The sequence below is a fragment of the Nonomuraea sp. NPDC049750 genome (assembly GCF_040659625.1).
Lineage (GTDB): Bacteria > Actinomycetota > Actinomycetes > Streptosporangiales > Streptosporangiaceae > Nonomuraea.
Map to the genome: position 1 here is coordinate 1 of NZ_JBFANB010000006.1, position 26,230 is coordinate 26,230.

Below are 26,230 nucleotides of genomic sequence, written 5' to 3' on the forward strand. Positions count from 1 at the left end.
ACCCGGTTACATTCCGAACCCGGAAGTTAAGCTTCCCAGCGCCGATGGTACTGCACTCGGGAGGGTGTGGGAGAGTAGGTCACCGCCGGACAATCTTTGGTTGCAGAAAGGGCTCCACGCATGACGCGTGGGGCCCTTTCTGCGTTATCGGCTCTGGTGCAAGCAGTAGCGGGCTCTGCTCTACGGGACGTGGCCTGTTCGCGGCCAGGAGGCGTACAACTTTCGGATTGCAGTCCTGAACCGGAGTGGCCGATTCAGGACTGAGCCGACCGCACTGCCGAGCAGTCGCAGGCGCCGAATCGTACAATCAACGGCTTATCCGCGAAGAACGAAGACACCCCAGCCCATGTAGTCCCTGCCGTACTCGAGATAAGAGTCGCGCGCATGGTCCAGGAATTGCCGCAAGGCCGGCGCATCGGGGTCGTCCGGATTTTCGCGTAGCCATTCGCTCAGCGTCCACCATTGAGCGGCGACGTACCTGTCCCAGGTGTCGTGGTTCGCCAGGACCATTTCCACTAACTCATAGCCGGCGTCTTCGATGAGCTTGGCCGTACCGGACAGCGAAGCGAAAGAATCTTTCGGTACTTGGAGCGATGTACAGGCTTCGGGCGGTGGCGGGCTGATCCAGTAGCAGTCGCCGACCAGGGCGAGTCCGCCGGGGCGGAGCAGACGGCGCATCAGGGTGAGGGTGCCGGTGAGGCCGTCGCCGATCCACGTGGCGCCTATGCACGAGACGATGTCGTACGAGTGCGGCTCGTCCTCATAGGTTCCGGCGTCCGCCTCGATGAAGCGTACCTGGTCGGCCACATCGAGCTCGTCCGCGCGATCTCTGGCGGCGGTGAGAAAGACCTTGCTGATGTCCACACCTACCCCGTACGAGCCGTAACGGGCGGCCCATTGGGTGAACATTTCCCCCTTCCCACAGGCGAGATCCAGATGGCGCGTGCCTGGTGTGATGCGGCAGATTTCGCCGAGGAGGTGCAATTTTTCGTCAGTGATGGGGTTCAGAATGCGGTGCTGGGACTCGGCGATCTCATGGAAGCGGAGTGACATGTCGAGCAGTTTTCCCGAAGTGGTCAATCACCGCGACCGAATATGCGGGCCGGGCCAGGCTCGGTGACATGCTGCGGCTTGCTAGGCTGGTGGTACCGGGCCATCCCACCGCGGGTGGCCTTCGTCGCGTAAGGCCCGAAAATCGGGCGGCGACCTGCCACGGCGGACCGTCATGTGACGCACGGGTCTGCTGAGTGAGCCAACGAAATGGACCAGAAGTGAACAGTGATAACGGATCGGACGGCGGACAGCGCGAACGGGGCGACGGCGGAGACAAGCGTCCCCAGGGCGGCGACAGGAGCGGCGGGTATGGCTCCCGCGGGCGCGACCAGCGCGACTCCAGGGGCGACCGTCCGTTCCGTTCCGACGACAGGCCGCGCTCCGGCGACCGAGAGCCACGACGCGACGGCGGCGACCGAGGGGCGTCGCGGGATCGCGGATACGGCGAGCGTTCCGGATACCAGGGGCGCGGCGACCGGGGCACCGGGCGCGACGGCGGAGGATATCGCGGCCCGCGTCGTGAGGGTGCGTCCGGCGATGACCGGGGACCTCGTCGCGAAGGCGGGTTCAGTAGTGACCGCGGCCCCCGCCGCGAAGGTGGTTACGGCGGTCCGCGCCGTGAAGGCGGATTCAGCGGTGACCGCCGTGAAGGCGGTTACAGTGGCGGCCCGCGCCGTGAGGGCGGATTCAGTGGCGATCGTGGCCCGCGTGGCGAGGGGGGTTACCGCGGCGGCGACCGGGGTCCGCGTCGCGAGGGTGGCTTCCGTGATGACCGGGGCGGGCGCGGTGGCGATGACCGACGTCCCTTCCGTGACCGTGACGACCGGGGCCCGCGTCGTGACGCCGGCTCCGGCGATGACCGTGGCCCTCGTCGCGAGGGTGGTTACGCTGGTCCGCGCCGCGAAGGTGGTTACGGTGGCGGGCCGCGCCGTGAGGGCGGGTTCGGTGGCGATCGTGGTCCGCGTGGCGAGGGGGGTTACCGCGGCGGCGACCGGGGTCCGCGTCGCGAAGGTGGGTACGGCGGCCCGCGCCGTGAGGGTGGCTTCCGCGACCGTGATGATCACCGGCCGGGTGGGTTCCGTGATGATCGGGGTCCGCGTTCCGAGGGTGGCGACGATCGTCGTTCCTTCCGGGATCGTGACGACCGTGGCCCTCGTCGTGAGGGCGGATACGGTGGCGGTCCGCGCCGTGAGGGCGGATACAGCGGCCCCCGTCGCGAGGGCGGCTTCCGCGACCGTGACGGCGGCGGGGATCGTCGTGGTTTCCGTGACCGTGACGACCAGCGCCCGGGTGGGTTCCGCAGCGACCGGGGTCCGCGTCCCGAGGGTGGCGGTGACCGAGGTCCCCGCCGTGAGGGCGGCTTTGACCGGGGTTCGCGTGGCGGCGACGACCGCCGTCCGTTCCGGGACCGCGACGACCGTGGCCCCCGTCACGAAGGTGGGTACAGCGGCCCGCCCCGTGAAGGTGGGTTCCGCGACGACCGCGGCTCGCGTCCTGGGGGTGGCGACGATCGTCGTTCGTACCGGGATCGTGACGACCGTGGCCCTCGTCGCGAGGGCGGGTACGGCGGCGGTCCGCGCCGTGAGGGCGGTTACGGTGGTCCGCGCCGCGAGGGTGGCTTCCGTGACGATCGGGGTCCCCGGCGCGAGGGTGGCTTCCGCGACCGTGACGATCATCGGCCGGGTGGGTTCCGTGAGCGTTCTGAGGGTGGCGACGATCGTCGTTCCTTCCGGGACCGTGATGACCGTGGCCCTCGCCGCGAGGGCGGTTACGGCGGTCCGCGCCGTGAGGGCGGTTCCCGTGACGATCGGGGTCCCCGTGAGGGTGGTTACCGCGACGACCGGGGCCCGCGTGGCGATGACCGTTCCCGCCCGTTCTCGCGCGATTCTCGTGACGACCGGGCGTCCAGCGGCACCCGTGCCAGGTTCGGCCGTCCCGAGGACGACGCTCCGAAGCGCGAGCCGCTGCCTGAGGTCGCGCCCGACATCACCGCCGAAGAGCTCGACAAGGAAGTACGCGACGAGCTGCGCTCCCTCCCCGGCGACCTCGCCGAGCTGGTGGGCAGGCACATGGTCGCCGCCGAGCGTGCGCTGGAGGAGGACGACCCCGATCAGGCTCACGAGCACACCAAGGTGGCCCGCAGGTTCGCGGCCCGCATCGGTGTCGTACGTGAGGCGGCGGGAATCGTCGCCTATCGGGCTGGGCACTTCTCCGAGGCCCTCAGCGACCTGCGCGCGGCGAGGCGGATGACCGGTTCGGACGCCTACCTCGCGGTCATGGCCGACTGCGAACGCGGCCTCGGCCGTCCGGAACGCGCCCTCGACCTGGTCCGCTCGCCCGAAGCCGAACGCCTCGACAGGGCGGGACGCATCGAGCTCTCCATCGTCGAGTCGGGCGCCCGCCGCGACCTGGGCCAGAACGACGCCGCCGTCATCACCCTGCAACGCCTGCCCGAGCTGCGCGACCCGCAGGCCAAGCCCTGGTCGGCTCGTCTCGCGTTCGCGTACGCCGACGCGCTGGCCGACGCGGGTCATCAGGAGGCCGCGACCGACTGGTTCGCCAAGGCGATGGCCTTCGACGAGGACGGTGAGACGGATGCCGCCGAACGGTACGCCGAGCTGACGGGTGCCGTCATCGAGGACGTCGAAGAAGAGTTCGACGACGATGACTACGAGGACGACTCCGACGACGCGGGTACGGCCGGTCAGGCCGACGCCATGATCGAGGTGGACGAGGACGTCGACGAGGACGAGGCCCTCGCTGAGGCAGACGACCTTCTCGACGACTCCGAGCCCACCGACGATCAGGCTACGGAAGCCGAGCCGGTGGACCAGGAGGACGAGCCGGTCGGCCGGCAGGATGCCGGTGATGAGCAGGACGGCGCCGCGGACCGGCAGGGCGCCATCCGTGAGCAGGACGGCTCTGCCGACCGGGCGGACGCCGACGACGAGCAGGACGGGCCTGCCGGCGAGACGGAATCCACTCCTGAGCAGGCGGAATCCGCTTCCGAGCAGGAGGCCGCCGAGTCCGGCGACCTCCGGGACGGTTCGGCGAACGCCTCGAAGGACGTCCCGAAGGATGCTTCGAAGGACGGCTCGAAGGATGCCGAGCCCGACGAGCCGCAGGACGACGACTCCGGCACGGCAGAGTCGAGCGTCCCGGAGTCCAAGGCCCCTGCGGTGGAGACCCCGATGACGCTAGGCATCACTCCGGCGTTCATCGAGCCGAACTTCGGCGACATCCTGGACCAGCCCGACGAACCAGCCGACGACGCCGCCAAGCGCGACTCCAAGCGCGAAGACTGACGTCCTGCTCCGCCGTACACCTTCCACGGTGTACGGCGGAGTTCTGGTACGGCATTTCGTACCGGAAGCTATTTCGTACCAGAAGTCAGGGTGAGACGCGGTCGAGCCAGTGGTAGATGCCCGCGACGTTAGACGGAGCGCCACTAAGCAGCTCGAACTGCTCCGCTGTGTCATCGTCCGCCTTGAGCGCTTGGTACCGTTCCATGGTCCGGTCCCTGACCATGGCGACGGCGTGGTCGAGGTCGAGGCCCTCCGTGTGTACCTGGCGGGTGAGATCGACCCAGACGCGAAGTTCCTCCGCAGAGCGTTCGAGCGTCTCCTGTACGGCGCCGACCGGTCCGTAGTGGCTGAACAGCAGTCGCTGCGGGCCGAGTGCCTTGAACAGCGAGATCGAGTCGAGCGCCGTCTCCAGGTCGAAGTCCGGAGGCGGGGTGGCCGGGCGGAGATCCCCGGTCTGAGGCAGGTACACGCCAGCGGCGTCGCCTACGTACAGATCGCCAGTGGCGGAATCGATGAGACCCACATGGTGCTTGGCGTGGCCGGGGGAGTAATGGCTGTTCAGCGTCCTTCCGTTGCCCAGGTCGATGGATCCGGTGTCTCCGAGTGCGACGATGCGGTCGGCCTCGGTCGGCGATAGTTCACCAAATAGCGTGTCAAGGCGGTCACCCCACACCATCCTCGCGCTGGCCATCAATCTGGACGGATCGGCCAGGTGCCTGGCTCCCTTCTCATGCACCACGATCTGGGCGGATGGGAAGTACCTCGCCATGTCCCCAGCGCCGCCGGCATGATCTAGATGGATGTGCGTGACCACGACCGTGGCAAGGTCCTCCGGGCCCACGCCGAGCGAGGCGAGTGCGTCACGGACCACGGGCGCCGAGGTCGAGGTGCCGGTCTCGACCAGGCATGGGCGGTCACCCAGGATCAGATATCCAGCCGTGATGCCCGAATAGCCGGCCATCTTCGTATCGATCTCATAGACGTCGCCGCCCAGGGCGGTGATGTTGTCCACAGTCACTCCTGATCCGCTGCCGTTATCCCCAGAATGGCGTTCGAGCCGATCCGGCGTACCCCTCATCGTAAAGAGTGATCTCACCAGAACCCCGATGGGAGGACGACAGTGGACCGCAACGAGGTCGTACTGGTGGGAAGGCTGTCCGCGACGCCAGAGGAAAAACCCCTGCCGAGCGGCGACATCCTCACGAAATGGCGCCTGATCGTGCGCCGCCCGGAAAACAGACGTGGCCAAACGATGACGGACAGCGTGCCATGCGCGACCTTCGATCCCGAGGCGGCCGCCTTCGTCCGCAACCTCAGACCCCGCGACACCATGGAGATCAAGGGCGCTTTCCGCTGCCACGTCTACGGCCCGACCGCCGCCAAGATCTGGCGCTACGAAGTCGAGGTCACGATGGCGAAGGCAGCCCCACCTGACCCAGCTGACCGGCCGAGGCCGTCCCGACCGTGCCGAAAGCCTTTCCCACTCGCACAGAGCCGACGGCTCGGCAACGACCCGGAACCGCCGGACGCTCAGGAGTGCCGACGCGGGCCGGCCCCTCCGCCCACCCCAAAGCCATCCGGAAACGCGATGGCCGACGACAGACACGACATCCTCCTGTCCATCCCCTCGCCACGCCCGGCTCCGGACCTGGCCCCGGCCGGCTAGCTCGCTGTTCGGGTGTGGCACCTCGTGGAAGTGTCCGGCGATCGCCTGTCGATCGCCGGACGATCGACAACGGGGGTCCCGGGGTCAGGGACAGGGGAGCGCGCCCAGTCGCTCCGGTCCAACAGGTAGTCGCGCTGCGCGCGGCCCGCGCATTGCTCACTACCTGCGCATTGCTCGCTGCCCGCGCACTGCTCGCCACCAGTGCGCTGATGACATCCCGCAGACTGGTGTAGTTGCCTCAGCCACTCGGCCGTATTCATCCCTGGTAGAAGCCATACAGCGAGATCGTGGATCCACCACTCAGCGGGACACAAGCGTGCAGATCGGTGCAGGTAGCTCGTGGGGCGGCACAACTCAGGAGGTCGGCATCGTTATTGCTCGTCTAGTGCGGTCACCGGAAACGTTCGTCGGCTTGCGACATGTAATCGGCGATGGTCTTCGCGCACACCAGCGACTCGGTACGCGTGGTATCCACTTCCAGGTCATAGACCATACCGTCGTGTACCGCCTCCGCCTGGGCCACGGCCATGCCCGGGATGCGGTCTCCCCGAGCCCGCTCGCGCTCGGCGGCGACCGCGCTGTCACACCTGACGCCGACCCACAGGATGTCGAGCCCGCCAAGAACTCTCTGCCACTGCTGCTGGGACTCCGCGCCCCTGAGAAGGACGTCATCGATGATGACCCGGGCTCTGGCACGGGCCATCGTGGCGATGCCTTCCCGCCACGCCGTCTGCAGTTGCAGGAACTCCGGCCCGACGGTCACACCTCCGTCGGAGGCGATCTTGAGTCCCGTGTCCGATGTCATCATGGATTCGGGCATCGCCTGGATCATCGAGTCGACACCCCCGATGGCAAGCCAGGGCTGCGGCAGTATGGCCTGCAGGTTCCGGACGATCGAGGATTTGCCGGCGCTGGATCCGCCATTGAGCACGATCAACTGCGTTGTCACGGCGTACACAGTAGGGGCGCCGCCTCAAGGAAGTGAAACCATTTTCGGTCGACGGGCCCTGCTGCTGTGATTCGGTGAACGTTGCCGGTCACCGCACCAGCCGGGCCGTTGAGTCGCCGATCAGCGGCGGTACACGAGGACGGAGCAGTATGCTCTGGCCGCTCCGCCATTTCTCGTACTTGCAGCGTCTCTGATCAGCTGAGCGATCCCACGTCAGGCATGGTGTCTGGCGGGGGTTGTGCCCACCGTGGAGGGGGGCGTGAGCGTGGAGGTGGAATCCCGCGCCCAGGGCTGCCCCGCGTGGCCGGTGGCCGGTGGTGGGTGTGCTGATCGTGGTCACGTCCTGGTTCCGGTGGGCTGCGCGGGGCAGCCGGGCCCGGTCCGTGGGTGCGTGTCCCTCCGGACGCTTACCCGCCGAACCCTGGGGGCCGGTGGGGGAGGGTGCCCTGCGTCGCCTGGGCGCGGGGCGTGTTGGCCTGTGCCGAGTCGGTCCGGTCTTGGACCGGTCGCTGCGGCTGATGGTGGTGGTCGCGACGAGCACGGCTTTGGTTTCGAGTTTGTCCACGATGGTGCGGATGAGCATGGTTGCGCTGGCGCGGTCGATGACGGTCTTGGCCTGATGGGCCAGTCCGCGGGCGGCGATGCGGCGCCAGGCGCCCATGTCACGGTCGCCCTGCCAGCCGCAGGATGGGTTGGGGCAGATGGCCCACTTCCAGCCCGCGACCGTGGGGCGGTCGGGTGCCTTGCGGTGGCGCAGCGGCGTGAGGCAGTGGGGGCAGTGTTTGGAGGTGTTGCGGGCAGGGACGCTCACCACGGCGATGCCGGTCTCGGCGGCCAGGTGCCGCATGCGGTCGGTGATCTGCCCGCGCACCTGCTGGGACATGCGCGTGTTGTGCGTGCGGCCCATGCCCTTGGCCTCCATCGAGCGCAGGTCTTCCAGGTAGATGACGCCGGCGCCGGCGGCGATGGCCTGGTCCACGGCCCAGCGGGCGGCGGCCCAGGACAGGGCGTCGTTGAGGTTGGAGCGGCGGGCGCAGACGCGCTGGATCTCTTGCGACAGGAGCGTGTGGTTGGCTGCCAGAGCCGGATCGGGGGCGCGGCCGTCGATGAGCCGCTGGTAGTGGTCGATCTTGGCGTGCAGACGCTCTGACAGACGCCGGAGCCGGTGCTGCTTGGCCAGCACTCCAGCAGCCCGGAACTGCCCCCCGGCCCCTAGCGCGGTGATCTGCCCGTCGCTGTACAGCCGTAGCGCGCCCGCGCTCAGCAGCGTGTTGAGGCCCCAGTCCACGCCGAGCGCGACGGTGTGTCCGGTGCGCTGGGTCTTGGGGACGGGCAGGGTGAAAGCGAGATCGGCCCGCGCCTGAGCGCCGTGGATGCGCACGGTGGGCAGGTGCAGCACCGCACTCGGCGGGATCGTCGGGGGCAGGGTGATGGGGCAGGCGACCCACGTCCAGTCCGCGTATGCCCGCGGGTCGGGCCGGGTGGGGAGCTGCAGTCGCAGCAGCGCCCGCCTGGAGTCGTCGCCTGCGCGTTCGATGGTGGCCTGCTGGGCGTCGCATGCCGACAGCAGCAGTATCCGCGCCGCCCGGGGCGGGGGCTCCAGTTCGAACACATCGGCCGCAAGCCGTCCGTGCTCGGTGGTGAAGGCAGCCGCTTGGCGGGTGCGGGACTTGATCACGCTGGACGGCAGGAACTGCCCACCGGGTGCCGCCGCACGGACCTGCTCCCACTCCTTCGCGGTGCGCGTGTTCGGATCGGCGGGCCAGGTGGCCAGTATCGCGGCGGTCAGGTCGGCGCGCCACTTCGCCGACCGCAGCGTCCGCCCGGCCGCCTCTTGGGCCATGCGCACGATACGGTCGTTGACCTTGATGCCCTCGGGCGGGGCAGCCGTCCAGCCGAGGCGTCGCAAGGCCATCCAGGCATTCGACGGCAGTCTGCGGCCCCCGGCGTCCACACCACAGGCCAACCGGTCCACATCGGCGCTGTTCCAGTGCTCGGTGGTCAGCGCGCCGACCATGCCGGATACGAGGTCGACAGCCCATCCGACGCGCTCGGCCAGCACAGCGCAGGTCAGGAGTTCGCCGCTCTTCTCATCCACTGCGGTGCGCAGCATGCCTGGTGCGCTGCGGTGCGGGAGGTTTCGCCCTCGGCAAGCCGAAGTTTCCGGCTCACGCGGCACCATCCTCGCCGGCGCACTGGCCGGTCTCGGCCAGCAGTCGCTTGCGGGCCTCCGTCGAGCGCATGCCGTACAGGCGGCCGGCGAAGGTGGAAACCAAGGACACGAAGTCGTCGAGGAGTTCATCCCGGCCACCGGACTTGTTCGGGTGCAGGACTTCGAGCGTGACGCCGTACACGGACAACAGGCGCTTGAGCCATCCCACCCCGAACCGGGCCAGCCGGTCCTCATGCGTCACCCGCACCACCGACACCGAGCCATCGGAAACCATCGCCAACACCCGATTCAGGCCCGGCCGGTTCTCCCGCAGGCCCGATCCACGGTCCTTGACGACCTTCACGACCTCACCGGTGGACGTGGCCCGCAACTCCTCTTCCTGCGCTGCCAGCGAGGACTCCTGCCCGGACGAGCCGGACACGCGCACATACAGAACCTCTCGCCTTGGACGGGAGGTCGTGGAGCCGCTGCCGCGCTTCATGTTCTCCACATCCAGCGAGGAGAACCGGCGCTCACGACCGACCCAGGAAAACGGGATCTTGCCATCGATAGCCCACTGGCGAAGCGTCATCGGGTGGATACCCAGACGCTTCGCCGCCTTGGACATCCGCAGCAACTCCATACACACAATATACATACACAACACTAGGGATGACTAACGAAACTGGTGAGCGCTCTTCATAGCGCGAGCTGGGTGGTGTCCCAGCCAGTGGTGGATCAACGATCTCGTTGTGCGTTTCCTACGTGGGCGAACAGGGCTGAGCGGATGGGAAAGTACACCGCTCTGCGGGACGTCATCCAGTGCTGCTGCTGGGGGTCCAGGTCGATGTCCCGCCTCAACCGGTGGCGAAGGTACGGAGGACGAGGCCCGTAACGGGCTTGGGGCCGAAGGAGGTTGATTTGCGAGGCACGCGCTCGCCCCCCGCCGCGATTGCCAGCACGTCGTCGACGGCTAGCGGCTTCAGAATCACGGCGGTGCCGCCCGTATCGAGAGCCAGCTGCAGGGCGGCCTCCGGGTCATGATGCACGATCCGTACGGCCTGCTGATCGTCCTGCATGCCCCACACCTTGGGCAGGACGAACTCACTGAGGATGGAGATGTTCAGCGAGTTCCACCGATCGGAGCGGTCCGGAGGCATGGCACGGGCGAGTTGGACCGGATCAGGGTTGGTGAGCAGGTGGCAGCCACCTTCTCCGGCGAGCAGAAATGCGGGCTCCCCCGCGGCCTGAAGCGCGGCCAGGCCCTGGTCGAGGGTGGCATGGTCGTGGACACGCCACGATCCCTTGGCCTTGGCCGCCGCCTCGGTCAGAGACAGGCCGGGGATGACGCGGTGAATGGCCTTGAGATCGGGCGGGTACGCGGTCGAATCGACGAGCAACGCCAGCCCGAAGTCCCATGGACCCAAAGTGGGCTGCCCCTGCTCCCCGCCACGCGCATGCTGCCCCGTGGGGTGCTGGGCTCCGGGGGCTGATGTGGCGGCGGGTTCTGGCACCTGGCCTGGTTCGGTTTTGCTTGCTGGGCCCTGAGCTGGTTCCGCGTTGGCGGCTGGATCCGGAGCTGGTGTCGGATTGTTCGCTGGACCCTGAGGGGGTGCGGCATTGGGTGTTGAATCCTGAACGGGTGTGGCAGGGGGCGCTGAAGGCTGAGCGCCGCGGGGTGGCGCGGGTGTTGGTTCTGGTTGTGCGTCGAGGTGCGGTGGTGTGTTCAGCGGCGAGGTGAGTGGAGGCTGTGGGGTGGTGGATGCCGGTGTTGTGGGAGCGGGCCATGAGGTGGAGGTGGGGACCTGGCCGGCACGGGCCGCGTGCTCTTGGCGTTGTAGGACCCGATATGTCGCGTACCTGTGGTGGCCGTCGGCGATGAGGGCTTGGCGGTTTCGGAGGTCGGCGTTGACGGCGTCGACCTCGGCCGGATCCGTGATCGCCCAGAGGCGGTGGCGGAGACCGTCCTGGGTATCAGCCGTCACCAGAGGCGGGCGTGTCGACGCCACGTGATCCACCATGAGGGTTGCCGTGCCTTGGCCGCCGTCGTAGAGGAGGAAAATGGGTTCGAGGTTGGCCTGGGTGGTGCTCATGAGGGCGAGCCGGTCGGCGACGGGTCCGGGGAAGATGTCCTCGTGGGGGAGGATGATGCGTTGAGCCGGGTCCGCCAGGGCCACGTCGCCGATGAGGCCGCGCTGTAGGACGCCCAGTCCGTGCTGTTCGTACACATATAGGGCTGGTTGCTCGTCAGCGACCAGCACCCTCGCGTCCAGCCAGGCGAGGAGGGTGTCGCGGGCTTCGCAATAGCGCTCGTTCGCTGAGCGTTCGGGTATGTCGGCAGATGGCTGGACCGCTACATCCCCATGCGCGTCACCCTGGCGCTCATCGCCGGGTCGTATGTCGTTGAGTTGTTTGTCACTGTCAGCGAGCCGCTCGTCATGGGACCGTTCGTACTGCTCGGAACGAGGCTGCTCGTGCCTGGGCTGCCGGTCTTTGAGGTGCTTGCCCGTGGGCTGCTCGTCCTCGGATTGTTCGCCCCTGAGGTCCTCGGCCGATGGCGGCTCGTGCCCGGGCTGCCGGTCTCTTAGGTGCTTGCCCGTGGGCTGCTCGTCCCCGGACTGTTCGCCCCTGAGGTGTTCGTCACTGAGCTGCTCGCTCTCGGGCCGCTCGTCATCAGGCCGCCTGGCGCCGGGGTGGTCGTCGTGGAGCTGTTCGGCGGTTTCTTCCGGAGGGATGTCGTATCGGGTGGCGGCTGCGTTGTCGCGTGTTCCGGCGGGGTGGTGACCTATCGGGGCCGGAGATGTGTCGCTGTCGTGATCGCCGGCTGCGATTTCGGCGTCGTGCTTGTGGGCGCTGATGGAGTCGTGGGGTTGGGGGATGCTGACGGCCGTGTCGGGTGCGCTCTGATCGTCAGGTGCGCTCGGACGGGTGCTCACCGCTGGGCCCAGCGCGGGGCTCACGGCTGTGGCAGCGGGTTGTTCGTCGGCTGCCGTCGCAGCGGGGGCGGCGTGGTGGGAGGTGACGCCGGGCGTCGTGCTGTGGTGGGAGGTGACGCCAGGCGTCGTGCTGTGGTGGGCGGCGGTGCTGGAGGTCTTGTTGTGGTGGGGGGCGGCGCTGGGGGGCGTGTTGTGGGTGAGGGAGCCGGGAGCGGATGGGTGTCCTTCGGGGGACTGGGGTGGCGATGAGCAGGGAAGGATGAGGCGGACGACGTTGTTGGGATGGGAATCCAGGAGGGCGCGTACGTCACCTTCAGCGATCAGGTCGTACGGCGGGGAGGTCACCTTGGCGGGATCGTCGACCGTGAAGCGGACGCCGCGGAAGGGGCGTAGGAGCAGTCCATCAGGCACCGGCAGTTCAGGATTCCCCATACCGGGCATGCTCCCATAAGTGTCCGGGTCTTCCGAAAGTCGCCCCCAAGCTCCCAACGCTCCTGATTCCGCGGCGAATTCAACGGAACCCTGTCGGCCGATGAAGGAGGCCTCACGCATGGTCCAAGGTAGAAACGTGCACGATGAATCCCCTGGGGCTCCGGGGGGTGGCGTTTACGACTGGTATCAGCGCGGGGTGAAGCTTTTGAAAGAGGGCAGTCCGGCAGCTGCTGCCGCTCTGCTCGAGCGTGCCGCTGCTGCGGAGCCTGATTCGCGCAGCATCAGGGAGGCTCTCGCGCGAGCGCAGTTCAATTCGCGGCAGTACGCGGAGGCTGCGGCGAGCTTCCGCCAGATCGTCGACGCCAATCCGACTGAGGATTACGCCTATTTCGGGCTTGGGTTATCGCTGTGGCGAACGGGCGACATTGAAGGGGCCCAGGAACCCCTTGCGATCGCTGTGGCCATGCGGCCGGATGAGCGTCACTACGTGTCCGCGCTGAAGAGCGTCCGCGCCACTCTGCGGGCTCGGCGTGAGATGTAGACGATAGACAGGAGGCCGGCCGAGGCGGTGTCGGTCGGCGCTCGCACCGGTTGCGTCCTGGAGAGGGCGACAAGCCGTACGACAGGCTCGCGGTTCAGGCCGCCTCGGTGCTCGACGACGGTGTCGTCCTGCTGCGGGCCGCCGATTTCGGAGCCGCCATCTCCTACCACCGGCAGCAGCTCACTGGAGCCGCGCCCTAGGACCGTCCATCGCTGAGCGATTGGCAGCACTTCGCGTAGGCGCTCCGCGTCAACGGCGAGTTGGAGGAAGCCGTCCGGCGCGGCGGGCGGGCGCGCGGGACGCCATCCGGCGCCGTCGGGAGGCGCTGGGCGTCGCGGCGAGCTACCTGCGGAGCCAACGCCCGCCTGCTCGTGTCGCGCCCGCTCGTGTCGCGTCTGCTGTGTTGCGCCCGCTCGTGTTGCGCCCGCTCGTGTCGCGCCCAGGGGCGTGGTCATGCTGGAGATCCGTGTCGGGCTTGGCGAGAGTCTCCATGTCCTCGGTCGGCTGGCCGAAGCCGAGGCTGAGCAAGCACTGTGAGGCGTTCGATGGGTACGGGCTCTCCCTCAGGCCCGACCATCCGGATGCGCTCGTCCAGCGTGGGCGGCCGACGGATCTGCTCTATGCCCAGGGCGAGTTCGGCGAATGCTGGGCCTTGCTGAACAGCCACGACGGGTCAGATCCGGATGAACGCCGGAGCGTCTGATCTGCTTCGGTGCTGCGTGTTGATCGTGCGAGTGCTTCGATTTCGTTGGAGATGGCGGGTGGTCAGTCCTTGGTGAGGACGATCGCCAGGCCGGAGAGTACATCGTTGATCTTGTTGGCGTCGAAGCTGGCCGGGTTGAATTGGTCGGCTGAGTCGAGGCCGAGCCATTCCAGGCGCTCCTGGTGTTCGTCGTGGGTGGGATCGGCGAGGATTTCGAGGAGATATTCGTAGCCCCAGACGCCGCCGGAGTCCTCGGGTGGTCCCGCGCGGCGTCCGGTCAGGCAGCGTGGATAGGCCGTGCCGGGTTCGGCGTCGGTGATGGCTTCGACCAGGATGTCGTGTTCCCAATCGTCGCCGAAGTCGTAGGTGTAGCGGAGCCGGTCATTGGCCCGCGGGGCGACCTGGTCGAGTCGGGTGGAGGCCGCGCTGCGGATCTCCAGCTCGCGGTCGGTGTCGCCGAAGCGGCCGGTTGCGGTGTCGAAGACCCACATGTGGTAGTTCTGCCAGCCGAAGGACGCCTGGATGACGTCGTGCAGGTGCCGCAGCGTACTGTCCGAGGCGACCCCCAACCGGCGCCAGACCGGTGGTCGGGAACCGCGCAAGGTGACCTTGATCGTGTGAACTGTCTGCTTCGCGCTGGGGGTGTTCGTCACAGCGATTATTCTGCCGCGCGGCTGGGTTCGGCGTGGGCAGTGGGCTTAACTAGGCTGCTTGTGGACGGCTCTGAAATGGCATATTTGGGGTATTTAGCTCGTTCGGTCGCATGGGGCGCCGGCATTGGCGTTGCTGTGCGAGATCAAATCGCTGTGTGGTGTGTGGAAGTGGACCTGACATTACGGGCGGGCTGCTTTCAGGTGGCCGATTCGTGGCATCCATCTACCCGAATCCGTGCGCGACTCTCGACCTCCGCCGCCCCATGCACGCTTTCGCCCCATGAAACACCTGCGCCCCGTATGCCACCTCTGCCCCGTGCGCCCCGTGCGGCGGCATGCGCCCCGTGGGCTCGGGCGCCGCGTGCGGCCAGCCGCGTGCGCAGCTATCCATGCCGTGTAGCGCTCCTCGGCCTTCACCGCGTGCGTCGCGGGGTTGAGGTCGCCGAGCAGATCGGCGGGTTCTGGGAGGTTGACGGGGGAATCTGTGGACAGGGTCAGCCCTTCTCCAGATGAGTACGAAGGCGACGCTAAAGTCTCACGCGGTGCGACAAGTCAACGGGAAGAGGCGCAGTGCTGATCGACGGCTATGACACCCTGCTGCTCGACCTCGACGGGGTCGTCTATCTGGGCGCCCACGCGGTTCCCCATGCGGTCGAGTCGCTGGAGGAGGCGCGGGGCAGGAGTACGCGGCTGGCGTACGTCACCAACAACGCCTCACGTACCCCCGCCGCCATCGCCGAGCATCTGCGCGAGCTTGGCCTTTCCGCCAGGGCGGAAGACGTAGTGACCTCGGCGCAGGCCGCCGCCCGGCTGGTGGCCGAGCGGGTGCCGTCCGGTTCCCCTGTGCTCGTGGTGGGCGGGTCCGGACTGCGGCTGGCCGTACGGGATCAAGGACTGAGGCCCGTCACCACGGCGGCGGACGCGCCGGTCGCGGTCGTGCAGGGCATGGCGCTCGGTCTCGCGTACGGGCTGCTGGCGGAAGGCGCGCTGGCCGTACGGCAGGGCGCGTTGTTCGTGGCCGCCAACAGGGACAGCACGCTGCCGACGCGGCGGGGTGAGTTGCCCGGCAACGGGGCGATGGCGCGGGTGATCGCCACCGCGACCGGGGTGGAGCCGGTGTTCGCGGGCAAGCCGGATCCGCCGTTGCATCGGGAGTCGATGATCCGTACGGAGGCGAAGCGGCCGCTCGTGGTGGGCGACCGGCTCGACACCGACATCGAGGGCGCCGTCAACGCGGGGGTCGACGGACTGCTGGTGCTCACCGGGGTCGCCACGCCGCTCGACGTGCTCACGGCCTCTCCTCAGCAGCGGCCGACGTACGTGGCCGAGGATCTGTCCGCGCTGCTGCGGCCCTATCCGGAGGTACGGCAGGGCGTCTGCGCGGGATGGCGGGCCCAGTGGGTCGACGGAGTGCTCACGCTGGAGGGTGACGGGAGTCGCATCGACGGGTTGAGGGCCGCCTGTGACGCGGCCTGGACGTATGCGGGCGAAAGCCGGGCCGAGGAGGACGCGGTCAAACCGGTGCTGGATCGGATCGGCTGAGCCGGTGCTGGACCGGACGCGCCGCCCTCCTGCTCGGGCGCACTGCCTTGCTGCCTTACTGGGCGGCCTCACTGATGGGGTCCAGCGGGCCGGCAGCGACTGGAGGTCAGAGGAGGCGGCGTAGGCGGAGCAGGTCGCCGAAGCTGGCGTCGATCCGTACCCGGCCGCCGAGCAACGCGCGCGCCAGATCGAGCTCCCCGTCCACAAGGGCGATCAGGTCGTCGCTGACGATCGTCAGCTTCACATCGGCCGACCTGCCGTTCGAGGGCGGCTCTTCACTGAACGGGTCCAGTCCGTCAGGATGCAGCCGGCCGTAGAAGATCAAGTCGAGGTCGGAGATCCGGCAGCTCACCGTACGCTCGACCACGTGCTTGGCCCGGTCCTCCTCGCCGATCTCGTCGAACTGGTCGACGAGCTTGGCCAGTGCCGCCCGGCACTCCTCGACGCTTGCCATGTCGGGATCCTTTCTTCCATTTCAGGACGGTAGCGTTCCACATCAGTGGCACCCCCGTGTGACCCTTCAACGTGTGACACACCTGCCAAGGTGCCGGGTGCTCGCATGAGGCGTTACGGTCGTTGTCATGAGTGAGGTACCGGAGGAGACCGGCGACGAGCGAGTCGACGCGGTCCTCGCCGGTCTCGGTGACCTGGCCGGGCGGCCGGTGGGTGAGCACGTCGCGGTGTTCGACGAGGCGTTCTCCGGGCTCGAGGCCGCGCTGGGGGCCGTGGACGGGCAAGTGAACGGCCAGGTGGACGGCCGGACGGGCGACCGGTGAGCCGACGCATCCGGCTGGACAGCGAGTTGGTGCGGCGCGGCCTCGCCAGGTCGCGTGAGCAGGCCGGCCAGCTCATCGAAGCCGGCCGGGTCACGGTCGGCGGCCGGCGGGCGGGCAAGGCGGCGACCCAGGTCGACACCGCCTCGGCCATCGTCGTGGCCGAGTCCGCCGACGGTCCCGACTACGTCTCGCGCGGCGCGCACAAGCTGCTCGGCGCGATCGAGGCGTTCGGCGCGCTGGAGATCCGGGGCCGCCGCTGCCTCGACGCGGGCGCGTCCACGGGCGGGTTCACCGACGTGCTGCTGCGGCAGGGCGCCGAACGCGTGCTGGCCGTCGACGTCGGTTACGGCCAGCTCGCCTGGTCGTTGCGGACCGACGACCGGGTGACCGTGATGGAGCGCGTCAACGTACGTGATCTCACCCCGGATCTGGTCGGTGAGCCCCCTTCGCTGATCGTAGGCGATCTGTCGTTCATCTCGCTGCGGCTGGTGCTGCCCGCGCTGGCCTCGGTGGCCGCCGCTCAGGCAGACTTCGTGCTGCTGGTCAAGCCGCAGTTCGAGGTGGGCAAGGACCTGGTGGGTGCCGGTGGCGTGGTGCGAGACCCGGTGTTGCGGGCGGGCGCGGTGCGACAGGCCGCGGCCAAGGCGCGCGAGCTCGGCCTGGTGGTGCGCGGCGTGACCGCGAGCCCGCTGCCAGGTCCGTCGGGAAATGTGGAGTATCTGCTCTGGCTGGGCAAGGGGGAGGGCGAGCCGCCGGTCGCCGACCTCGAAGCCGAGATCGAGCGGGCCGTCGCGGAAGGGCCACAATGAACCGTACTGTGCTGGTCACCGTGCACACAGGGCGGGAGGCCGCGGTCGACAGCGCCCGCCTGGTCATCGACCGCCTGGTCACGGCCGGGATCCGGGTCAGGGTGCTCGATGTGGAGGCCGACGACATCGGCTGCCGCGGCGCCGAAGTGGTGCCCTGCGATCCCGGTGCCGCCAAGGACGCGGAGATGCTGATCGTGCTCGGCGGCGACGGCTCGCTGCTGCGCTCGGCCGACCTGGCCAGGCCCACCGGCACCCCGCTGCTCGGCGTCAACCTCGGGCACGTCGGCTTCCTGGCCGAGGCCGAGGTCGCCGACCTGAAGTCGGCGGTCGACAGTGTGGTCGCGGGCCGCTACGACGTCGAGGAACGCATGACCATCGACATTCTGGCCAGGCAGAACGGCCAGGTGCTCGCCGACACGTGGGCGCTCAACGAGGCCAGCGTGGAGAAGGGCGAGCGCATGCTGGAGGTGGTCGCCGAGATCGACGGGCGGCCGCTGTCCCGCTGGGGCTGCGACGGCGTGATCTGCGCGACCCCGACCGGCTCGACCGCCTACGCCTTCTCCGCCGGGGGCCCCGTCGTGTGGCCGGAGGTCGAGGCGCTGCTGATGGTGCCGATCAGCGCGCACGCGCTGTTCGCCAGGCCGATGGTGATCTCGCCGCGGTCCACGCTCGCCGTCGAGATCCTGCCCGACACACCCGGCGGCGTTCTCTGGTGCGACGGGCGGCGCCGTTTCGACCTGCCGTCCGGCAGCCGGGTGGAGGTACGCCGCGGCTCCCAGCCGGTACGTCTGGCCCGGCTGCACGGGGTGGAGAGCACCGGCGCCCCCTTCACCGACAGGTTGGTCGCCAAGTTCGAACTACCCGTCCAGGGCTGGCGCGGAAGGGTGCGTCCCTGACTCAATTACAGGTGCAGCGCGTACAGTTAGATCGCACAAGCGTTCGGAGCGACGGGAGTGGGCAGTGCGACCAAGGGTCGAGGAGGTCCGCATCCAGGGGCTCGGCGTCATCGATGAGGCCGTTCTGGAGCTTTCGCCAGGCTTCAACGTGGTCACCGGCGAAACCGGTGCCGGCAAGACGATGGTCGTCACCGGGCTCGGGTTGCTGTTCGGCGGCCGGGCCGACCCTTCCCGCATCCGGCCGGGCACCGACAAGGCCACCATCGAGGGCACGCTGGTCATCGAAGCCAACGGCCGCGTCTCCCAGCAGGTCGAGGACATCGGCGGCGAGATCGAGGACGGCGAGCTCATCATCTCCCGCACCGTCTCGGCCGAGGGCCGGTCGCGGGCCTGGCTCGGCGGCCGGACGGTGCCGGTCGGCACGCTGACCTACCTGGCCGACGACCTGGTCGCCGTCCACGGGCAGATGGACCAGCAGCGCCTCCTGCAGCCGGCCAAGCAGCGGGCCGCCCTCGACCGCTATGCCGGTGACGATCTGGTCAAGCCGCTGCGCGCCTACTCCCAGGCGTACAAACGGCACAAGCAGGTGGGGGCGCTGCTCGACGAGCTCACCACCAGGGCGCGTGAGCGCGCTCAGGAGGCCGACCGGCTGCGGTTCGGCCTTGAGGAGATCGAGAAGGTCGAGCCGAAGGCCGGCGAGGACGTCGAGCTGCGCGGCGAGGAGGAGCGGCTCTCGCACGCCGACGCGCTGCGCGGTGCCGCGACGAGCGCGCACACGGCGCTGCTCGGCGACCCGATGGAGGCCGCGAGCGGCGCGCACGACGTGATCTCCCTGCTGGGCGAGGCCCGCTCGGCCGTCGAGGCGGTGCGCGACTACGACACGCAGCTCGCCGGGGTGGCCGACCGGCTGGCCGAGGCCGGCTACCTCATCTCCGACGTCGCCACCGACCTGGCCGCGTACGCCGAGTCGATCGAGGCCGACCCCGCGCGGCTCGCCGCCGTGCAGGACCGCCGGGCCCTGCTGTCAGGACTGGTCCGGAAATATGCTGAAGACAGCGCTGGTGTCCTGCAGTGGGCTCAGGAGGCGTCCGCCCGGCTGGTCGAGCTGGAGGGCGATGACGAGCGCATCGACGAGCTGACCCGCGAGCACGACGAGCTGACCGCCCGGCTCACCGAGCTGGCCGCCGAGCTGACCCGGGTGCGCGAGGGCGCCGCCGAGCGGTTCGGCCAGGCCGTCACCGACGAGCTGACCGCGCTGGCCATGCCGCACGCCAGGGTCATCGTCCAGCTCACCCAGGTCTCGGACTTCGGCCCCGAAGGCGTCGACGAGGTCGAGCTGCGCATGGCCGCTCACCCCGCCGCGCCGCCGCTCCCGCTCAACAAGGGCGCGTCCGGCGGCGAGCTGAGTCGCGTCATGCTGGCGATCGAGGTGGTGTTCGCGGGCGCCGATCCGGTGCCGACGTTCGTGTTCGACGAGGTCGACGCGGGGGTGGGCGGCAAGGCCGCGGTCGAGATCGGGCGCCGCCTCGCCAGGCTGGCACGGACCGCCCAGGTCATCGTCGTCACCCACCTGCCGCAGGTGGCCGCGTTCGCCGACCAGCATCTGGTGGTCGAGAAGGCCAGCGACGGCAGTGTCGTACGCAGCGGCGTCCTCACCCTCAACCACGAAGGCCGGGTACGCGAGCTCTCCCGCATGCTGGCGGGGTTGGAAGACTCCGAGCTGGGCAGAGCACACGCCGAAGAACTCCTCGGGCTAGCGGCCGCCGATCGGTGATCCTGAGTGACATAGCGGACACGCCGCGCAGTGCGTGGCCTCTGCGCTGCTTCACTCTGGCAGGATGGTCTTGATGAAGGTTCCGGGGAGCAGGATGCCGGGCCTCCGCGCTAGGAAGGTCACGGACCTTCCCGGTGTCACGGCAGTGGCGAGAGTCGATCGGCGGACTAAGAGGCTGACCAAGCGCCTCCAGCCCGGTGAAATAGCGATTATCGACCACGTCGACGTGGACCGGGTCAGCGGGGAGGCGCTTGTCGCGTGCGGGGTGTCGGCCGTGGTCAACGTCGCCGCCGGCATCAGTGGACGCTATCCCAACCTCGGCCCGCAGATCATCATCGAGTCCGGGGTGCCCTTCGTCGACAACGCCACCCAGGATCTGTTCGAACGGGTCAAGGACGGCGATGTCGTCCGGATCCACGACGGGGTCGTCTACCTCGACGGTGACGTGGTCGGCAAGGGCGAGGAGCAGACGCCCGACGCGGTCGAGGCCGCCATGGCCGAGGCGCGTGCCGGTCTCGCGGTGCAGATCGAGGCGTTCGCCGTCAACACGATGGAGTACGTCCGGGGCGAGGGCAAGCTGCTCATCGACGGAGTCGGCGTGCCGGACATCCGCACCCCCATGGAGGGCCGGCATGTCCTGATCGTGGTGCGCGGCTACCACTACAAAGAAGACATCGCCACCTTGCGCCCCTATATCAGGGAATACCGCCCGGTGCTCGTCGGTGTCGACGGCGGTGCCGACGCGCTGCTGGAGGCCGGCTACCTGCCCGACGTGATCGTCGGTGACTTCGACTCGGTCTCCACCAAGGCGCTGAGCTGCGGCGCCGAGCTCGTCGTGCACGCCTACCGCGACGGCAGGGCGCCCGGCCTGGAGCGCGTCCACCAGCTCGGCCGCGAAGCGGTGATCTTTCCCTCCACCGGCACCAGCGAGGACATCGCGATGCTGCTGGCCGACGACAAGGGCGCCGAGCTGATCGTGGCGGTCGGCACCCACGGCACGCTGGAGGAATTCCTCGACAAGGGTCGTTCGGGGATGGCCAGCACCTTTCTCACCCGGCTGCGGGTCGGCAGCAAGCTCATCGACGCCAAGGGAGTGAGTAGGCTCTACCGAAGCCGCATCTCGACGCCCCAGCTGCTGCTGCTCGTGATCACCGCGTTGATCACGATGGGCGTCGCGCTCTTCCTGTCGCCGATCGGCCAGACCTGGCTGAACGGCATGCAAGATTTCTGGAACGCCTTCATCTTCTGGTTGGTCGGACTCTTCTCGTGATCGATTTCCGCTATCACCTCGTGTCCATCGTCGCGATCTTCCTCGCGCTGGCGGTCGGCATCGTCATGGGCACCACGCTGCTCCAGTCGCCCGCCATCGAGCTGGCCAGACGGACGAGCGACCAGATGACCAAGGACAACACCAGCCTCAGAGCCACGATCGACGCATTGCGGGGCAGGGAGGCGGGCAACGACTCCTTCGTCACCGCGCTCACCGCGCAACGCGTCGCGGGCGAGCTCACCGGCCAGCACGTCGTGCTCATCGAGGCGCCGGGCTCCAGCACCACCTACCGCGAGGCCGAGCAGCAGGTGCTGGCCCAGTCGGGCGCCGTGGTCACGGGGCGCGTCGTGCTGAGCGAGAAGTTCGTCGACACCAAGCAGAGCGGTGTGATCGACGGTCTGGCCAACACTCTTAAGCCGGACAACGTCACTTTTCCTGCCGCGATCACCGCCTACCAGAAGGCCGGCGCCGTGCTGGCCGCCGCCGTCATGACCGCCGACCAGGCCGTGGCCGGCACGGCCAACCCGGCCACCGGCGCGGTTCTCGGTGGCTTCGAGGAGGGCGGCTTCCTCAGCGTGGAGGGCGATCCGAGCAAGCGGGCCACGCTGGCCGTGATGTTCGCCCCGGAGAAGCCGTACGAAGGCGAGAACGCCGAGGCCCAGGCCGACGCCCTCATCTCGCTCGTGAGCGGCCTCGACGCCGGCGGAAAGGGCGCGGTGGTGACGGGCACCGCCGCCACCGCCGCCGTCTCCGGAGGCGTGGTCGGCGCGCTGCGCGACGAGGGCGAGATCGCCAAGCGCGTCTCGACCGTCGACACGCCCGACATGCCCGCGGGCCGGATCGTGGTCGTCGACGCGCTCCGCGAGCAGCTGAGCGGCCGCGCCGGCCACTACGGCATCGGCACGGGAGCCCCTACGTTCCAGCCCGCGGCACCGACCGCGACCCCGTCCCCCACCCAGTCAGGGAGCTGACATGGCTCGTGGCCTCCTCTACGCCCTCGCCGGCGCCGCGATCGGCGCCGTCGCGGCCCGCGCCGCCTACACCGCCTTCACCCGCCTGGCGCCGCGCGCCGACGAGAAGGAGCCGGGCCGCTGGACCCGCACCAACCACCGCGGCGAGCCGATCACGCTGCTGGAGGGCCCCGCGTTCGTGGCCGGCTCCGGCGCGGCGGCCGCGCTCGCGCCGGGTCTTCCGCCCCGCGTACGCCTGGCGGCGCTGCTGGCCGGGGTCGGCAGCGGAGCGCTCGGCGCCTACGACGACCTTTACGGCACGACCAAGTCCAAGGGCTTCAAGGGGCACCTGACCGCGCTGGGCCGCGGCGAGGTGACCAGCGGGGCGGTCAAGATCCTCGGCATCGGGGCCACCGGGCTGGGCGCGGCGGCGCTCGTCTCACGGGGGCCGGTCGACACGCTGGTCAACGGCGCGGCCATCGCGGGCACCGCCAACCTGGCCAACCTCTTCGACCTGCGGCCCGGCCGGGCGATCAAGGTGGGCCTGCTCACGGGTGGGCCGCTGCTGGCGGCCTCGCTCTTCCGTGACGCGCCGCTGACCGCCGCGCTGACCGCCGTGCCCCTGGGCGCCGCCGCCGCGCTGCTCCCCGACGACCTCGGCGAGCGGGCGATGCTCGGCGACGCGGGGGCCAACGCGCTGGGGGCGCTGCTCGGGCTGGCCGCGGTGACCAAACTGGGGCGTCCGGGGCGGTTCGTGCTGCTCGGTACGGTGGCGGCGTTGACGGCGGCGTCGGAGAAGGTCAGCTTCACCAAGGTCATCGCCGGTAATCCGGTGCTCAATCGGCTGGACATGCTCGGTCGCCGTCCCGTCGACCCGGCATGAGTCGCCGTCCCGTCGATGTGGTGTGTGGTGTCCTGCGGCGTGGTGTGAGTCGGTGTCCTGTTAGGTGATGGGGCGCCCTGCGCGATTGTCGGTGCGGCCTGCCAGGATGTTCGCGTGATCGGGTTCGGGGCGGGGCGGGTGTGGTGAGGGAGCGGCTCGTCCGCGGCGTCGCCGGTGGGGCGCTGCTCATCGGGGCCATCACCGTGCTGGCCCGGGTCGCCGGGTTCGCCAAGCAATACGCGTTCGCCCAGACGGTGGGCACCAACTGCCTGGGGACGGCCTACGCCACGGCCAATGGGATCCCCAACATCGTCTTCGAGGTGGTCGTCGGCGGCGCGCTCGCCGGGATGGTGGTCCCGGTGCTCGCGGGAGCCGGGCCGGGGCACGATTCGAGCGGCGGCCCGGACCGGGAGCGGATCGGGTGGATCAGTTCGGCGCTGCTGAGCTGGGTGCTCGTGGTGCTGGTGCCGCTCGGCGTGCTGACCGCGGTGCTCGCCGGGCCGATCCTCGGGCTGTTCTTCGGCAACGCGGTGCCTGACTGTGACCTGAGCGAGGTGACCGCGGTCGCCACCCGCATGCTGGTCGTCTTCGCCCCCCAGATCCCGCTGTACGGCGTCGCGGTCGTCCTCTACGGCGTGCTCCAGTCCCACCACCGCTTCGCCGGGCCCGCCGTCGCCCCGCTGGTGTCCAGCCTCGTGGTCATCGTCGCCTACCTGCTGTTCGTGCCGCTCAGCGGGGGCGTCACCGATCCTGGCCGAGTGCCCGTGCCCGCCGAGCTCGCGCTGTCCGTGGGCACCAGCCTCGGGGTGCTGGCCCTGGTGCTGACCGTGATCGGCCCGGTCGCCGGGCTCGGGTTGCGGTGGCGGCCCACGCTGCGCTTCCCCGACGGCGTGGCCGTCCAGGTGCGCAGGCTCGCGCTGGCCGGGGTGGCCGCGCTGATCGCCCAGCAGGCCGCCATGGCCATGGTGGTCGTGCTGTCCAACCGGGAGGTCGGCAACGGGGCCATCGTGGTCTACAACTACGCCTGGGCGATCTACCTGGTGCCGTACGCGGTGCTGGCCGTGCCCATCGCCACCAGCGCCTTTCCACGGCTGTCCGCGCAGGCGGGCAGCGGCGACACGGCGGGGTTCGCGGCGCTCGCGGCGCGGACCACGCGGGCGGTGGTGCTGGTGTCGGGGCTGGCCGCCGGGGTGCTCGCCGCGGTGGCCGAGCCCGGGGCGGTGGTGTTCCTCGGCTTCAAGAGCGACGTGCCCGCGCCGGATTTCGCCCGCGCGATCGCGCTGTTCGCGCCAGGGCTCGTCGGCTATGGGCTCATCGCGCAGCTGAGCCGGGTCCTGTACGCGGCCGGGCGCGGGCGGGCCGTGGCGACGGGCACCGTGCTGGGGTGGGGCGTCGTCATGGTGGCGCAGACCGTGTTCGCGCTGACGTTTCCCGGTGACTGGAAGCTCGGGGGGCTGGCGCTCGGCATGACCACCGGGATGACGGTGGGGGGCGCGCTGCTGCTCGCCTCGGTGGTGCGGGCGCGGGGGCACGTCGCGGTGGCCGGGCTGGGCCGGGCCGCGCTGGCCTCGGTCGCCGGCGGTGGCGCGGGTTACCTCGCCGGCGCGGCGGTCGTGGGGGTGCTGGGGGCGCGGGGCATCTGGCCCAATGTCGGGGCGACCGTGCTGGCGGCGCTCGCGGCGGCCGTCGCCGGGGGCGTGGTGGTGGCGCTGGTGGACCGGCCGACGGCTCGGGCGGTGGCCGGTTCGTTCAGGCGTGGATCTGGGAAGTGAGGGGTGGCTGTGCGGGTGGCGTTCGTGATGGGCACCGCGTCCGGGGGGACGGGACGGCATGTCCGGATGCTGGTCGAGGGGCTCATCCGGCGTGGCCATCGCGTGGTGGTCGTGGGGCCGGAGAGCGTCGAGGAGCAGTTCTCGTTCGCTGCGGCCGGGGCCCGGTTCGTGGCGGTGCCGATGTCGGATCGGCCGCATCCGGTCAATGACCTGCGTGCCGTGCTCGCGATCCGGCGGGTGACCAAGGACGCCGAGGTGGTGCACGCCCACGGCCTGCGGGCCGGGGCGCTGGCCGGGCTGGGGCTGTGGGGCCGGGTGCCGCTGGTGGTGACGTTGCACAACGCGCTCACCGCCGGGGGGCTGATCGGGGTCGTCTACGGCGGGCTCGAACGGGTTGTGGCCAGGCTGGCCGACCAGGTGCTGGTCGTCTCGCCCGACCTGGGGGAGCGGATGAGGGCGCTGGGGGCGCGGGAGGTAGGGCCGGCCGTGGTGCCCGCGCCGGTGCCGCGGGCCGCCCGGCGTTCGCCGCAGGAAGTCAGGGCCGAGTTGGGGGCGGGGCGGCGACCGATCGTGCTGACCGTCGCCAGGCTGGCCCAGCAGAAGGGCTTGGAGACGCTCCTCGACGCCGCTCGCGGGCCTTGGGCGGGCGAGGGTGAGACGCCGCTGTTCGCGGTGGCGGGGGATGGGCCGTTGCTCGGCGAGTTGCGGCGCCGGATCGAGGCCGAGGCGCTGCCCGTGGTGCTTCTGGGCAACCGGGATGACGTGCCCGACCTGCTCGCCGCCGCGACTGTCGTGGTGTGGGCGAGCAGGTGGGAGGGCCAGCCGTTGAGCGTGAGCGAGGCCCTCATGGTGGGGCGGCCGGTCATCGCGACGGCGGTGGGCGGGGTGCCCGATCTGCTGGCCGGGGCGGGGATCCTGGTGCCGTACGGGGACGTGGCGGCGCTGCGGGGTGCCGTACAGGATGTGGTCGGAGACGACGCCGGGGCGGCGCGGCTGGCCGCGGCGGCGGCGCTGCGGGGGGCCGAGCTTCCGGATGCCGACGAAGCGGTGGAAAGTGTGCTGAACGTCTACGGACGGTCAAGACAGCACGAATGATTAGGCGAGACTTACGCGTTCTCATATACTGCGTGCGTTAGGGAGGGGAGTATCCCTTCGCGGCAGCCTCGTC

The 26,230-nt window shown here is 69.6% G+C and carries 24 protein-coding genes and 1 rRNA gene; 16 read left to right on the forward strand and 9 right to left on the reverse strand.

The genetic code is table 11. The features are described 5' to 3' along the window. A 5S ribosomal RNA gene (gene rrf / locus AB0J16_RS18010) occupies nt 1-91 on the forward strand; the annotation flags it as partial. 224 nt (nt 92-315) lie between these two features. On the opposite strand, the gene AB0J16_RS18015 is transcribed toward rrf, so the two are convergent. Together AB0J16_RS18015 and AB0J16_RS18020 are read right to left on the reverse strand one after the other, a co-directional pair. After that, nucleotides 316-1,053, reverse strand: coding sequence for a class I SAM-dependent methyltransferase (locus AB0J16_RS18015; protein WP_358540367.1), 738 nt, complete (start codon nt 1,051-1,053; stop codon nt 316-318). A gap of 170 nt (nt 1,054-1,223) precedes the next feature. Beyond that, nucleotides 1,224-3,173: a hypothetical protein gene (locus tag AB0J16_RS18020; RefSeq protein WP_358540369.1), complete on the reverse strand. Its 1,950-nt coding sequence runs from the start codon at nt 3,171-3,173 to the stop codon at nt 1,224-1,226. Here AB0J16_RS18020 and AB0J16_RS18025 point away from each other — a divergent pair. Beyond that, nucleotides 3,123-4,358 carry a hypothetical protein gene (locus AB0J16_RS18025; RefSeq protein ID WP_358540371.1) on the forward strand — a complete coding sequence of 412 codons (1,236 nt, stop codon included), beginning with the start codon at nt 3,123-3,125 and terminating at the stop codon, nt 4,356-4,358. The genes AB0J16_RS18020 and AB0J16_RS18025 overlap by 51 nt on opposite strands. A gap of 85 nt (nt 4,359-4,443) precedes the next feature. Here AB0J16_RS18025 and AB0J16_RS18030 read toward each other — a convergent pair whose 3' ends face one another. Continuing rightward, nucleotides 4,444-5,370, reverse strand: a complete 927-nt coding sequence (locus tag AB0J16_RS18030; RefSeq protein ID WP_358540373.1) for an MBL fold metallo-hydrolase — start codon at nt 5,368-5,370, stop codon at nt 4,444-4,446. A gap of 108 nt (nt 5,371-5,478) precedes the next feature. On the opposite strand from AB0J16_RS18030, the gene AB0J16_RS18035 reads away from it, so the two are divergent. Continuing rightward, on the forward strand, nt 5,479-6,024 hold the full coding sequence (locus AB0J16_RS18035; RefSeq protein ID WP_358540375.1) for a single-stranded DNA-binding protein: 546 nt from the start codon (nt 5,479-5,481) through the stop codon (nt 6,022-6,024). Between the two features lie 391 nt (nt 6,025-6,415). Here the strand turns inward: AB0J16_RS18035 and cpt are convergent, their stop codons facing one another. The 4 genes from cpt to AB0J16_RS18055 all read right to left on the reverse strand — a co-directional run bounded on the left by cpt (nt 6,416) and on the right by AB0J16_RS18055 (nt 12,493). Next, nucleotides 6,416-6,973, reverse strand: coding sequence for a chloramphenicol phosphotransferase CPT (cpt, locus tag AB0J16_RS18040; protein WP_358540377.1), 558 nt, complete (start codon nt 6,971-6,973; stop codon nt 6,416-6,418). Nucleotides 6,974-7,061: 88 nt separating this feature from the next. Beyond that, a complete protein-coding gene (locus tag AB0J16_RS18045) occupies nt 7,062-9,086 on the reverse strand; it encodes a transposase (RefSeq protein ID WP_358540379.1) in 2,025 nt (674 codons plus the stop codon). 55 nt (nt 9,087-9,141) lie between these two features. Beyond that, nucleotides 9,142-9,768: an IS607 family transposase gene (locus AB0J16_RS18050; RefSeq protein WP_358540381.1), complete on the reverse strand. Its 627-nt coding sequence runs from the start codon at nt 9,766-9,768 to the stop codon at nt 9,142-9,144. A gap of 214 nt (nt 9,769-9,982) precedes the next feature. Then, complete coding sequence (locus AB0J16_RS18055; RefSeq protein ID WP_358540383.1) at nt 9,983-12,493, reverse strand: DUF1015 family protein; 2,511 nt, start codon at nt 12,491-12,493, stop codon at nt 9,983-9,985. Nucleotides 12,494-12,611: 118 nt separating this feature from the next. Between AB0J16_RS18055 and AB0J16_RS18060 the strand changes: the two genes are divergently transcribed. From AB0J16_RS18060 to AB0J16_RS18070, 3 genes are all read left to right on the forward strand, one after another. Then, complete coding sequence (locus tag AB0J16_RS18060; RefSeq protein WP_357958326.1) at nt 12,612-13,034, forward strand: tetratricopeptide repeat protein; 423 nt, start codon at nt 12,612-12,614, stop codon at nt 13,032-13,034. Between the two features lie 50 nt (nt 13,035-13,084). After that, nucleotides 13,085-13,234 carry a hypothetical protein gene (locus AB0J16_RS18065; RefSeq protein WP_358540386.1) on the forward strand — a complete coding sequence of 50 codons (150 nt, stop codon included), beginning with the start codon at nt 13,085-13,087 and terminating at the stop codon, nt 13,232-13,234. 290 nt (nt 13,235-13,524) lie between these two features. Continuing rightward, a complete protein-coding gene (locus AB0J16_RS18070; RefSeq protein WP_358540388.1) occupies nt 13,525-13,737 on the forward strand; it encodes a hypothetical protein in 213 nt (70 codons plus the stop codon). Between the two features lie 62 nt (nt 13,738-13,799). On the opposite strand, the gene AB0J16_RS18075 is transcribed toward AB0J16_RS18070, so the two are convergent. After that, nucleotides 13,800-14,390: a plasmid pRiA4b ORF-3 family protein gene (locus AB0J16_RS18075; protein ID WP_358540390.1), complete on the reverse strand. Its 591-nt coding sequence runs from the start codon at nt 14,388-14,390 to the stop codon at nt 13,800-13,802. Between the two features lie 570 nt (nt 14,391-14,960). Between AB0J16_RS18075 and AB0J16_RS18080 the strand changes: the two genes are divergently transcribed. Beyond that, on the forward strand, nt 14,961-15,932 hold the full coding sequence (locus AB0J16_RS18080) for an HAD-IIA family hydrolase (RefSeq protein ID WP_358540392.1): 972 nt from the start codon (nt 14,961-14,963) through the stop codon (nt 15,930-15,932). 106 nt (nt 15,933-16,038) lie between these two features. Here the strand turns inward: AB0J16_RS18080 and AB0J16_RS18085 are convergent, their stop codons facing one another. Then, nucleotides 16,039-16,386, reverse strand: coding sequence for an SCP2 sterol-binding domain-containing protein (locus tag AB0J16_RS18085; protein WP_358540395.1), 348 nt, complete (start codon nt 16,384-16,386; stop codon nt 16,039-16,041). Nucleotides 16,387-16,513: 127 nt separating this feature from the next. On the opposite strand from AB0J16_RS18085, the gene AB0J16_RS18090 reads away from it, so the two are divergent. The 9 genes from AB0J16_RS18090 (at nt 16,514) to AB0J16_RS18130 (ending at nt 26,157) form a co-directional block, all read left to right on the forward strand. Then, nucleotides 16,514-16,708, forward strand: a complete 195-nt coding sequence (locus tag AB0J16_RS18090) for a hypothetical protein (RefSeq protein ID WP_358540397.1) — start codon at nt 16,514-16,516, stop codon at nt 16,706-16,708. Then, nucleotides 16,705-17,517: a TlyA family RNA methyltransferase gene (locus AB0J16_RS18095; protein ID WP_358540399.1), complete on the forward strand. Its 813-nt coding sequence runs from the start codon at nt 16,705-16,707 to the stop codon at nt 17,515-17,517. Before AB0J16_RS18090 ends, AB0J16_RS18095 begins: the two co-directional genes overlap by 4 nt. Continuing rightward, nucleotides 17,514-18,413, forward strand: a complete 900-nt coding sequence (locus AB0J16_RS18100) for an NAD kinase (protein WP_358540401.1) — start codon at nt 17,514-17,516, stop codon at nt 18,411-18,413. Before AB0J16_RS18095 ends, AB0J16_RS18100 begins: the two co-directional genes overlap by 4 nt. Nucleotides 18,414-18,477: 64 nt before the next feature. Beyond that, nucleotides 18,478-20,187, forward strand: coding sequence for a DNA repair protein RecN (gene recN, locus AB0J16_RS18105; protein WP_358540403.1), 1,710 nt, complete (start codon nt 18,478-18,480; stop codon nt 20,185-20,187). Nucleotides 20,188-20,260: 73 nt separating this feature from the next. After that, nucleotides 20,261-21,457 carry a putative cytokinetic ring protein SteA gene (steA, locus tag AB0J16_RS18110; RefSeq protein ID WP_358540405.1) on the forward strand — a complete coding sequence of 399 codons (1,197 nt, stop codon included), beginning with the start codon at nt 20,261-20,263 and terminating at the stop codon, nt 21,455-21,457. Next, nucleotides 21,454-22,428, forward strand: a complete 975-nt coding sequence (locus tag AB0J16_RS18115; protein WP_358540407.1) for a copper transporter — start codon at nt 21,454-21,456, stop codon at nt 22,426-22,428. The genes steA and AB0J16_RS18115 overlap by 4 nt, the downstream gene beginning before the upstream one ends. Before the next feature lies 1 nt (nt 22,429). Next, complete coding sequence (locus AB0J16_RS18120) at nt 22,430-23,290, forward strand: hypothetical protein (protein ID WP_358540409.1); 861 nt, start codon at nt 22,430-22,432, stop codon at nt 23,288-23,290. 143 nt (nt 23,291-23,433) lie between these two features. Then, nucleotides 23,434-25,062 carry a lipid II flippase MurJ gene (locus AB0J16_RS18125; RefSeq protein ID WP_358540412.1) on the forward strand — a complete coding sequence of 543 codons (1,629 nt, stop codon included), beginning with the start codon at nt 23,434-23,436 and terminating at the stop codon, nt 25,060-25,062. 3 nt (nt 25,063-25,065) lie between these two features. Continuing rightward, entirely contained in the window at nt 25,066-26,157 is a 1,092-nt protein-coding gene (locus tag AB0J16_RS18130) for a glycosyltransferase family 4 protein (protein ID WP_358540415.1), read from the forward strand. Nucleotides 26,158-26,230 lie beyond the last annotated feature (73 nt).

Coding starts and splice junctions, on each gene's coding strand:
- AB0J16_RS18015 (WP_358540367.1), bottom strand. CDS start 1,053: ATGTCACTCCGCTTCCATGAGATCGCCGAGTCCCAGCACCGCATTCTG.
- AB0J16_RS18025 (WP_358540371.1), top strand. CDS start 3,123: ATGGTCGCCGCCGAGCGTGCGCTGGAGGAGGACGACCCCGATCAGGCT.
- AB0J16_RS18045 (WP_358540379.1), bottom strand. CDS start 9,086: ATGCTGCGCACCGCAGTGGATGAGAAGAGCGGCGAACTCCTGACCTGC.
- AB0J16_RS18050 (WP_358540381.1), bottom strand. CDS start 9,768: ATGGAGTTGCTGCGGATGTCCAAGGCGGCGAAGCGTCTGGGTATCCAC.
- AB0J16_RS18055 (WP_358540383.1), bottom strand. CDS start 12,493: ATGGGGAATCCTGAACTGCCGGTGCCTGATGGACTGCTCCTACGCCCC.
- AB0J16_RS18060 (WP_357958326.1), top strand. CDS start 12,612: ATGGTCCAAGGTAGAAACGTGCACGATGAATCCCCTGGGGCTCCGGGG.
- AB0J16_RS18070 (WP_358540388.1), top strand. CDS start 13,525: ATGTCCTCGGTCGGCTGGCCGAAGCCGAGGCTGAGCAAGCACTGTGAG.
- AB0J16_RS18085 (WP_358540395.1), bottom strand. CDS start 16,386: ATGGCAAGCGTCGAGGAGTGCCGGGCGGCACTGGCCAAGCTCGTCGAC.
- AB0J16_RS18090 (WP_358540397.1), top strand. CDS start 16,514: ATGAGTGAGGTACCGGAGGAGACCGGCGACGAGCGAGTCGACGCGGTC.
- AB0J16_RS18100 (WP_358540401.1), top strand. CDS start 17,514: ATGAACCGTACTGTGCTGGTCACCGTGCACACAGGGCGGGAGGCCGCG.
- steA (WP_358540405.1), top strand. CDS start 20,261: ATGAAGGTTCCGGGGAGCAGGATGCCGGGCCTCCGCGCTAGGAAGGTC.
- AB0J16_RS18120 (WP_358540409.1), top strand. CDS start 22,430: ATGGCTCGTGGCCTCCTCTACGCCCTCGCCGGCGCCGCGATCGGCGCC.